Annotated in this window: 8 protein-coding genes and 2 pseudogenes; 3 read left to right on the forward strand and 7 right to left on the reverse strand. The window is 34.6% G+C overall.

Going from position 1 to position 10,183, the window contains the following annotated elements; genetic code table 11:
* Positions 1-78: 78 nt before the first annotated feature.
* Genes H7U02_RS09935 through H7U02_RS09945 form a run of 3 tightly spaced genes read right to left on the reverse strand, consistent with a single transcriptional unit; the run spans position 79 to position 2,718 of the window.
* On the reverse strand, positions 79-282 hold the full coding sequence (locus H7U02_RS09935; RefSeq protein ID WP_037598693.1) for a hypothetical protein: 204 nt from the start codon (positions 280-282) through the stop codon (positions 79-81).
* Between the two features lie 29 nt (positions 283-311).
* Positions 312-1,295 carry a hypothetical protein gene (locus H7U02_RS09940; protein ID WP_201043297.1) on the reverse strand — a complete coding sequence of 328 codons (984 nt, stop codon included), beginning with the start codon at positions 1,293-1,295 and terminating at the stop codon, positions 312-314.
* Positions 1,288-2,718 (reverse strand): hypothetical protein, encoded by a 1,431-nt coding sequence (locus H7U02_RS09945; protein WP_201043298.1) that lies wholly within the window; start codon positions 2,716-2,718, stop codon positions 1,288-1,290. The genes H7U02_RS09940 and H7U02_RS09945 overlap by 8 nt, the downstream gene beginning before the upstream one ends.
* Before the next feature lie 318 nt (positions 2,719-3,036).
* On the opposite strand from H7U02_RS09945, the pseudogene H7U02_RS09950 reads away from it, so the two are divergent.
* Positions 3,037-4,232, forward strand: a pseudogene (locus H7U02_RS09950) (IS110 family transposase).
* A 223-nt stretch (positions 4,233-4,455) separates the two neighbouring features.
* On the opposite strand, the gene H7U02_RS09955 reads toward H7U02_RS09950, so the two are convergent.
* Positions 4,456-5,799, reverse strand: coding sequence for a hypothetical protein (locus H7U02_RS09955; RefSeq protein WP_073687049.1), 1,344 nt, complete (start codon positions 5,797-5,799; stop codon positions 4,456-4,458).
* A 6-nt stretch (positions 5,800-5,805) separates the two neighbouring features.
* Entirely contained in the window at positions 5,806-6,540 is a 735-nt protein-coding gene (locus H7U02_RS09960) for an ABC transporter ATP-binding protein (protein WP_002891590.1), read from the reverse strand.
* A gap of 228 nt (positions 6,541-6,768) precedes the next feature.
* Here H7U02_RS09960 and H7U02_RS09965 point away from each other — a divergent pair, with 228 nt between their 5' ends.
* A complete protein-coding gene (locus H7U02_RS09965; protein WP_201043300.1) occupies positions 6,769-7,338 on the forward strand; it encodes a TetR/AcrR family transcriptional regulator in 570 nt (189 codons plus the stop codon).
* Positions 7,339-7,615: 277 nt separating this feature from the next.
* A pseudogene (locus H7U02_RS09970) lies at positions 7,616-8,838 on the forward strand (IS110 family transposase).
* Positions 8,839-9,005: 167 nt separating this feature from the next.
* On the opposite strand, the gene H7U02_RS09975 reads toward H7U02_RS09970, so the two are convergent.
* Together H7U02_RS09975 and H7U02_RS09980 are read right to left on the reverse strand one after the other, a co-directional pair.
* Positions 9,006-9,710, reverse strand: coding sequence for a hypothetical protein (locus H7U02_RS09975; RefSeq protein WP_201043302.1), 705 nt, complete (start codon positions 9,708-9,710; stop codon positions 9,006-9,008).
* A gap of 67 nt (positions 9,711-9,777) precedes the next feature.
* Positions 9,778-9,966, reverse strand: a complete 189-nt coding sequence (locus H7U02_RS09980) for a helix-turn-helix domain-containing protein (protein WP_050989614.1) — start codon at positions 9,964-9,966, stop codon at positions 9,778-9,780.
* Positions 9,967-10,183: the final 217 nt, after the last annotated feature.

Raw genomic sequence — 10,183 nt, forward strand, 5'->3', positions numbered from 1 at the left:
TCCATTCTTTAAATCCCTTATAATTCTTTCTTCAACACAAAAAAGCTGATTTCTCAGCTTTTTAATCAATCATGGAGCTTATTTACTTTTGAATTGCATCGCTTCATCGCTCTGCACAAATTCTCGTTGAGCATCTGTTAATTCCTCAAGTTCATCACAGCCAATAAGTCCAAAGACTTCCATGCCATCTTTTGTACTTACGATGTATGCCTCAAGTTCTCTAGCTTTTTCAACATCTGACACTAAGTAAATATTCTTTTTAGTCATTACTTCATCAGTCATTTTACTCTCCTTCAACCCTTTATTATTGTTTAATCTTCCCCCAATTTATCATGTTGGGCCCTGAAGGCGTATAATGGATCATAATCTGAATCAAGTTTATTGTTGTCGTCAGCTTGTTCAGCCATCTTAGCATTTAAACTATCTTCCATCCTCCTAATACAATCCATTACCTTCCTTATCATTGTAAGTGTTTCAGAGGTAATTTTCAAGACTTCACTTGAATTTTCATTGTTTTTAATTTTATCTGAGCTTTGCATTTTCTGCTTTAGACGTTTTTCGATTTCGTCTAAACGTAGCTCTTTCATACTTTGTTGAGGTTCTGAAATGGCTGATACTGGCTCTAAAGGTTTTATGCTTTCAACCGTCAAATCTTCAATTTTTGTGACGTTCATAATAACTTTAGCACGTGCTACTTCTTTTCCATTATGACCTGGTATATAGATATAGTTGTTGCTACCAAAAAATGATTGTTGGGTAATATCGTTCTTAGCTAAACTTTCAAATAGTGAATCATGACCTTCTACTAAACTGTTAGCAAAATAAATATTTCTCGTGTCTCGAAAAAGTTGGGTATTGAAAATAAATGGCCTGTTCTTAGGGAAATTATTGACGTGAGGAGAATGGAAGAAATGCTCTGTTGATAGGTAATGTACGTAAGGGACTTTGCTGAGTAGCTGAGACAACGTGTTCGTATCCATCTGAGCCTGCTCATCAAAGAGGAAGATATCTGTAATATGGCTTGTTGGAGACGTGACTAACTCAATACCCTTTTTTAAATAGCCCGCTAGCAGAACGGCATGTTTTTTCTCATCCTCTAGGTCTGCATGGTTATGAGTAATCGTAATTTTAGCCTTGTCTTCTAAATACGATAGAGCATTCCAAGATATATGTGATTTAAACCCCATAATAGCGACTCTGTGGTCTTTAGATTTTGCAAAGTTAGTCAGCTTATGAAAAAAGGGAGAGGCTTCAAAAGGAGATAAAACGTAAGGATCAATATAGATATTAAGCATCAGTATCACCTTCTTCTTGATTTAACTCTTCTAGTTCAGCGTCTTTGATTAGTGGACGCTCGTTAAACGCTTCATTCATTCTAAAAGGCATGTATTTGGCCACACGACCACCATCTGTTGCATTTTGACTTCTGATAACAACAAGAGACTTATCAATCCCTTCTTCTGCAGCAAGCTCTAGGTTGAGGAAAATAATGTTATTGAGGTTCTTATACCCACCATTTTCAATAAGCATATACTTATCTTCAATTTCTTGAATATCATCAAAATTGTCAACGATAATCAGTAGATAACGTTTGTTACCTTCCTCATCTAAACCATCCTCAAAACGTCCAAAATGTTTAAAGACATTAAGCAATTTATCAAGATCGCTAGTATCACCTACATTAGTGATATAAGGATACACATCAAAAAGATTCTTTGTACCGTCATCTTCCTTTTTATTGAGAGCTAACTGACCGATAAAGAGATATCTAGGAACATGGACTGTATACGTATGCTCTTTCTTCTTCGCCTTTTTGGCTTGTAATTCTGATTTTCGTTTCTCCATACCAGAAAGAGGACTTGTACGCTCACTCTTTTCTTGTGTCTTTGTCACTGTATACGTGAACTTCTCCAGTTTTGACGTAGGAACAAAATAGGCATAGTTTTGATTAAATTTGAAGTTCTGATAAGCATCTACGACCTTCCAGTATCGAATAGGAGAGTAGTTATCTTCTTCCCGAAGAATATCTTTCCACTTATAAGTAAAGTTTCTGCTGATCTTATTTGCTAGTAAGAGCAACATTGTTCCATGACTGTAAATAGAGTAACTTGTCGCAAGAGCCCCTGGAGTATCTTCACGTTCGAACTCCCACTCTTGAACTAAGTAAAACTCTCTGAGTCGCTTGAGATGTGGTTTGATTTTAGGAATAGGTAAACCAAACTCCCTAGAAATTTGAAGGAGTTGAACATTTCGGAAAGTAGCTATAAATAGTAGAATATCCATATCTAACTGGTTTAGTTGCTTACTTATTAACTTGTAATCTGTTTCTTGACTATAGTTAATCTGAATGATGTAATCCTCTTGAAGTTGCAAATGGAAAGGAAAGTCATTGTTTGGGTAAACTTGTTTCAGTAATGGTGTCGAGGCATACTTCTTATAATAGTCGTCCGAAAATCGAGAGACAGTATTCAATGTTGCTTTTCCATCGATTGTTCTTACTCCAAAACGACGTAGTCTTTCATTGAATTTTTTAACGAAGTCTTGATAGGCTTCCAGTGCTTCAGCAGAAGGCTTTTCTCCTGTTTCAGATAATCGAACTGTCCCATCTGGCATGAGAGTTACTTCTTCCCCATTAAATTTTTTCTTCGGATAAAGTGGAAGATTGATTTTCTTAGCAATATTTTGTAACCATTTTTTATTACCTGGTGTTCTTGTCATTTGTCTAGTCCTTCTCTTCAATTTTTTGGAACCATTATACTAAACCACATATACCTTTTTTAACCCAGTGACACCCACACACAAATTAGAACTCAAAACCAAGAGCCAGATTGATACACTTCTCTGATAATGTATACTTGAAAACATACTAAGATTAGTAGTGAAGAAATCTCCGACGGGAGAGAGTACTCACTACTTTTTCTTTGTGTTAAAGTAGTGGTGTCTTGTAAAGTCGTGGCTTCTTTTAGCTCTAGACGTCGAGTATTGAAAATGACATCACTAGAATAAGGAATCATTCAAGACAAAGAGGTAAACATAATGCGGACAGTTTTTGGAATTGATTTGAGTAAAGAAAGCTCAGAAGTCGCTATTCTTGTGAATGGTGAAAGGGTTCATGGCTATACTATGCCTAATGACATTGTCGGATTTTCTCGTCTACTGGAAGATCTAAAGACCGTGAGCAACCATGAAATTATTTTCGAATCTACTGGTGTCTACTCTCGCCGACTCCAAGCTTTTCTAGAAGAAAACAGCTATGACTATACACGTCTTAATCCTTTGGAAGCTAAGAAGCAACTTGATGGATTACGAGTTCGGAAAACCGATAAGATTGATGCAGAGAAACTAGCTTCGTCACAATTCGTTTTAAACCGTAAGCCAACTTATATTCAAGAAAAAGTCTATCAAAACTTGCATGATCTTAGCCGATTCTACCAAAATCTGACAGAGGATATCGTAAGGACGAAGAATAGGCTGCACAAAGTTCTTCAAGTCGCCTTCCCAGAAATCTACTATCTACTCCTACAGGTGAGCAATATTGGAATCTTGTTTCCATCTTCCCAACCAAGCATTGGGTGCTAAAATTATCAGAAGTTGAGTTGAAAGAGACTATTCGCCAGTCAACCTCTAAACGTATTTCAGAGAACAGAGTAGGTAACTTGGCTGAAAAGTTAGTTGGACTGGCAAAGCAATCTTATTCTGCCATTTCAAAAACCTCTCCTATGATAGAAGAGGTTAAGTATAATGCACAGGAACTTATAAGGTTGACAAACCGTCGAGAACAAGTTTTAGAACAGTTGATAGAGTTAGCTAAACCTCTACCTGAATATGAGATTCTTCTCTCTATTCCTGGTATCGCAGAAACAACGGCTACAAGCGTTATTGGCGAATTAGGAAGCATTCGTCGCTTTAAGTCTGCTAATCAAATCAACGCTTTTATCGGTATTGATCTCAAACACTATGAATCGGGAGATTTCCTAAGTCAAGAGCATATCACTAAGCGTGGGAATCCTTATGCAAGAAAAATTCTGTACAAATGTATTCACAATATCGCTTCAGCTAGCCATACCAATCCCTGCCATATCGCTAACTTTTATGAGAAACGAAAAAGACAATCGACAATAGCTTCAACTAAGCCACATACGATTGCCTCTATACATCGCCTTATTAGGACCATGTATTATCTTATAATGCATAATAAGCTTTACGACTATACTTTAGCCCAAAGTCATTAAAGTCGTCTATACCTTATAATTCAGGTTCCACAGTCTATGTTCTGTGTTAGCAAATGCATTGATTACGTACGGATAAATGGCTTCTTTGAATATTTTAAATACGAGTACTACATTTTGAAGAAGCACAACAACGGACTCATCCCTCCTAAAATGATAAACAAGTCCGATGCTTAATTTTATAATATTTCTTTATCCACTTTAAAGAGAGTTGTTCAATAATATATCAATTTGCTTTATTTTTAACATCAAACCAACTTTTGGTAATAAAAACAAACAAATACATAACTATAGAAATAATAATTGGATAATAAATAATAGTTCCATAATTCATCTGTTTGATCCCTAATAATAGAGCTTCTTTATGCATTAATACGAAGAAAATAATATTGAAGAAGACTGTGCTAATAAGCATGATGACTGCATATGTTATTGCTTGTACAGATCTAATAGTTACAGTCTGCTTATGTGATATTCCAATTCTCTCCCATTGCAGATTCTCTTCTTTTTCTTTGACTGAAGAAAGAACGGTAATAGAAATAAGATTGGCTATCACAACTACTAATGGTCCCACTACAAAAAATAGTAGAACAGCATTTATTTCAACTGATGCTGTTTTCTTTGCTAGATTTGAGTAGGCAATGTCAGAATAAATCATTAATTCTGATATTAAGATTGCTATTATCGAAATAGATACTGTTAATGACTTTAAATACTCTTTATCCTTCAGAATAATCCATTTTGCCATTACAAAATCATAAGACGAACGCCAAGCTAATAAAATTTTAGTTAGAAAAATTTGAATATGTGGTGAAATGAAGGCCAACAAAAACAAATGCATAACTAAGATAAGTAAGATTGAGTCATCCAGTCTGAATAATAAGTTTTCATTGGGCTTGTTTACAGATACTGTGAAGAATGGAATAAGCAATTTTAACCAGAACCCTAAACTAATAGCAAAGCCTAATACCTTTATTATCTTAACAACAAAGTGGTTTTTAGAGTCAAATCTATCACCAAGCAAAACTGCATTCCCTAGAATTTTATATAAGTAAAGAAAGCTACCTATGAAAGCAAGTAGGCAAATAATAAGTATGGTCAAGAGGAATGCTGATATACTGAAATCAATCGGTATAGTTGGTAATAATTTTTCTCCTCCCAAATATTGCGCATAACTGTAATAAAATCTTGCACAAAAAATTGAGAAAAAACTTCCTACTATACTTACTAAAAATGCAAAAATAGTAAGTTGTCCGCTAATCAATAACGACAACTGAACTCGGCTTCCTCCATTTATTGACCATTGGCGATAATCCTCTTTTGCTAAATTCAAAAATAGTCGGATTAGACCGGAAACCAGAAATAATAAAGTAAATCCTCCAAAAAGAACTGGCCCTACAAATAATAAGGTAGGACTCCCAACATCTCGAAATACTTGCTGATACTTTATGGTACTAAATGCTACAGACAGACACATCCCAACTAATAAACTCGAAGCGAAAAATAGGGGAAACATTCCAAGCCACTGTTTTTTTGAATACTTAAATTGATAATAAATTAATTTGAACATTTTAAGTTAATCCCCACTATTTTCTATCTCTAATGCCTTATAAAGAGCTTCAGCTGTGGGGTTGAACAATTCCTGATAGATTTTGCCATCTTTCAAGATTAGAGCCCTATCTGTTTGACTTGCTAACTCAATATCATGGGTCACCATAATGACACATCTTCCCTCTTGGGCTAAATCAGCTAACATCTCAAAAATAATCTTCCTTGACGTACTATCCAATGCACCAGTCGGTTCATCTGCAAATATGATACGAGTTTTTGAAAGAATCGCTCTTGCAATAGCTACTTTCTGTTTTTCTCCACCAGATAACGAAGAAACTGAAGACATCAAATCAGCTCTAAAATTCATCTTATCTAACAATGTCTGAATATCGTCTCTACATACTTTTTTATGGGACAATCTAAGAGGCAAAGCTACATTCTCCAGAACTGGAAGAGCTGGAAGTAGGTTATAAGACTGAAAAATAAAACTAATATCTTCTCTTCTAAATTTTGATAATCTACTATTCTTTAATTGATAAGGATTACAATTATTAACCTTTACAACCCCTTCTGTTGGTGCTGATAAACTCGATATACAATTTAACAAGGTTGACTTACCAGACCCGCTTACTCCTAGTATAGAAACAAACTCACCATAGTTCGCTTCGAAAGAAATGTCTCTAAGAACCGAAATGTCTTTATTTTTATCAATTTGAAATTTCTTAGATAAGTGTTTTACTTCTACTGCAACTGTATTCATATTTTCCTTTCTATATCACTACTTACTATTTCTAAAAAATGGGAAAGAATTTTGATTAATTTACTCTCCTCTCTATTATACATGATAATACTCATCGTTAATCTTGAACTTCGTATCAAAAAAATTGACACATTATCAACATTTTAGACTTGTAAATTATATTTTTTCTATTTAGAATATTACTTAGACATAAATTTTTTGACAGTTTGTAAATTTTTAGGATTTAATATGGTAAAAGGAACTCAAGAGAAGATTATTAACTCGTTCTTCAAACTAGCAGAACGATATCCAGAACGCTCAAGTTTCAGTATAACTGAAATTGCTAACGAGGCAAAGATTTCGAGACAAGCAATATATCAAAAGCATTTCAAAAGTTATGAGGAAATAGTAGATTTCATCATGCAATCCATAGATACTACTATAAACGAACAATTTTTACTGTTCGAAGAACACAATCTTTCAATCGAAGTTTTCTTTTCAAAAATTATTATTCCAGAATTATATAAATATAGAGATTGGCTCCGCTGTATCTACTCTACATCTGCTATTCCTAATTGGCGAAATTATTTACGAGAAAAATATTCCAACTGGCTACTAAATGCACCTATCAACTTAAGCCACTCATTCCTACATAACAACGCTTTATCAAATTATATTGTGAATTGTGTATTAAGTATTATAGAAACTTGGATTACTGAACCTTTTCCCACTCCCCCAGAAGTCTTTTCAAAACAGTTTATTGAATTAATAAATACTCCTCTAAATAATCATATAAGTCCTATAAAACATGACTCATAACTAAATATAAGTTATGATTTTCACTTAAACTATAATTCATCTTATTTAAGACTAATTATATCTCCCGCATTTGCTAATAACAGTAAAGTGCTTCTTCAGATAAACTTATATTAAATTCGTATTAAGCATATAGTAAACATACTAAGATTAGTAGTGAAGAAATCTCCGACGGGAGAGAGTACTCACTACTTTTTCTTTGTGTTAAAGTAGAGGTGTCTTGTTAAGTCGTGACTTCTTTTGGCGCTAGACGTCGAATATTGAAAATGACATCACTAAAATGCGGACAGTTTTTGGAATTGATGTGAGTAAAGCAAGCTCAGAAGTTGCTATTCTTGTAAATGGTGAAAGGGTTCATGGCTATACTATGCCTAATGACATTATCGGATTTTCTCATCTACTGGAGGATCTAAAGACCGTGAGCAACCCTGAAATTATTTTCGAAGCTACTGATGTCTACTCTCGCCAACTTCAGGCTTTTCTAGAAGAAAACAGCTATGACTATACACGTCTTAATCCTTTGGAAACTAAGAAGCAACTTGATGGATTAGGAGTCCGGAAAACCGATAAGATTGACGCAGAGAAACTTGCTTCGTCACAATTTGTTTTAAACCGTAAGCCAACTTACGTTCAATAAATAGTCTATCAAAGCTTGCATGATCTTAGCCGATTCTACCAAAATCTGACAGAGGATATCGTAAGGACGAAGAATAGGCTGCACAAAGTTCTTCAAGTCGCCTTCCCAGAAATCGAGATTCTACTATCTACTCCTACAGGTGAGCAATATTGGAATCTCGTGTCCATCTTCCCAACAAAGCATTGGGTGCTGGAATTATCAGAGGTTGAGGTGAAAGAGACTATTCGCAACTCAACCTCTAAACGCATTTCAGAGAACAGAGTAGCTAACTTGGCTGAGAAGTTAGTTGGACTGGCAAAGCAATCTTATTCTGCTGTTTCAAAAACCTCTCCTATGATAGAAGAGGTTCGTTACTATGCTCAAGAATTGCTTCGTCTTTCTGAACGCAGACAGGTTGTCTTAAACGACATGGTTGCTCTAGCCCAGCTTTAACCAGAGTATGACATCTTACGATCAATTCCTGGCATCGCAGAAACCACAGCGACATCTATCATTGGCGAATTGGGAGATATTCGTCGCTTTCAGTCTGCCAATCAAATCAACGCTTTTATTGGCATTGACCTGAGACACTATGAATCTGGGAACTTTCTAGCCAAGGAACACATCACTAAACGAGGTAATCCCTATGCCAGAAAAATCTTGTTCAAGTGCATTCACAACATCGCTTCACCTAGTCATACCAATCCCTGCCATATCGCTGACTTTTATGAGAAACGAAAAAGACAATAGCTTCAACAAGTCCTCATGCAGTTCCTTCAATACATCGTCTCATTCAGACAATGTTTTACCTCAAGTACCTAACCTTTATCATCCCTGCTAAAAAAACTGTCAAGTTTGACTATCCATTTAATTGTATCTCCTTATAAATAAGGTCTCGTTTTTTTGAGTGATTAATTTCTAAGTTACTATGAAGAATATAGCATTAGCTTTATACACCCCTTCACATAATATTTTGTGTATAAAAAGTATTGATTTGTCTTTGGACTTAAAAGTACTTAAAATTATATCCTTTCCCCTTTATTCATTCTAAATACTATTTAAATACAACACTTTCTGAGTTGTATAATAGTTTACCACTAGAGAAACGAAGTTGAGAACTCCTTAAAAATCTTTTTTCAATCACTTCATCTACTGCAGCATCGTCAAAATGGATAACTTCTCCGACTTTTTTCAAACATCCAGCTTCACTTGAATCAAGCAAGCTGAAAATTTTCGCTAGATCTGGAACTTCTCCGACACCGGCGTATTTAAACAATTCGGCTAGAGGAATGTAATTGTTTAGTGTTTTAAACGGTAAATTCTGAACGTATTCTCTGCAACCTTTCATGAAGGCTAATTTTTTAACTTCATTTTGTTGCCGTTTATTTGTCAAGCTAGAAATCCTTACCTGGACTTCTTTTGAAGCTAGGTTATTTTGCCCCGCAAGTAACATATCAAATAACATATATTGATAGTACGTTGATATTACATCTTTAGCTATGACTTTAGCTTCAGTCTCTGGTTTTCCCTCTTCGATTAGCTTTCTCCAGAGTTTATCAGAAATATCTCTAGTTGCCTGATAAAACCATGGTGATCCAAACTTCTTATATCGAGTAATTGCAAATGGCCCTTCCGAGTCAAGCATATACTCAATAATGGTTCGGCATAGGTCGTCATTAAATTCATAAATAAATGATTCTAACTTTTCTTCTAGGTCTTCTAAAGTAATTATCTTTGGATTATTGGCTGCTGTTGTCATTGTCCCACTCTTATTTTCAATCAAAAAAATTGGTATTTACTTCGTTACACTTGATTCGTAATTAATATTATCTTGTTCCTAAAATATCGTCTGTAGATACCCCAAAATACTCGGCTATAGCTATAACGTTTTCCATACGTATATTAGCTCCATTCTCCCACTTGTCAATAGTCCCCGCATCGACATTTAGGTCATGAGCTAATGTTTTCTTTGACAATTTCCGTCGTTGTCTCAAGTCCGAAATAATATTTCCCATGTATATATATAACCTGCCTAATCAATATAGTCCTGAAATGATTTTACTATTTTTATGGCAAACAATCAAGAAAATTTCATAATAAAATTAAATCTAACTCATATTTCTTTAACTAAAAAGCTACGATTTTCTACTAAAACATGTCTTTAGTTTAATTATAACTTAGTGTTAAATTAGTAATTATTTCATTTTCATTCAGTATGATACAGTCTTATAT

The organism is Streptococcus sp. 3.1, from assembly GCF_016648915.1.
GTDB classification, from domain to species: domain Bacteria; phylum Bacillota; class Bacilli; order Lactobacillales; family Streptococcaceae; genus Streptococcus; species Streptococcus salivarius_E.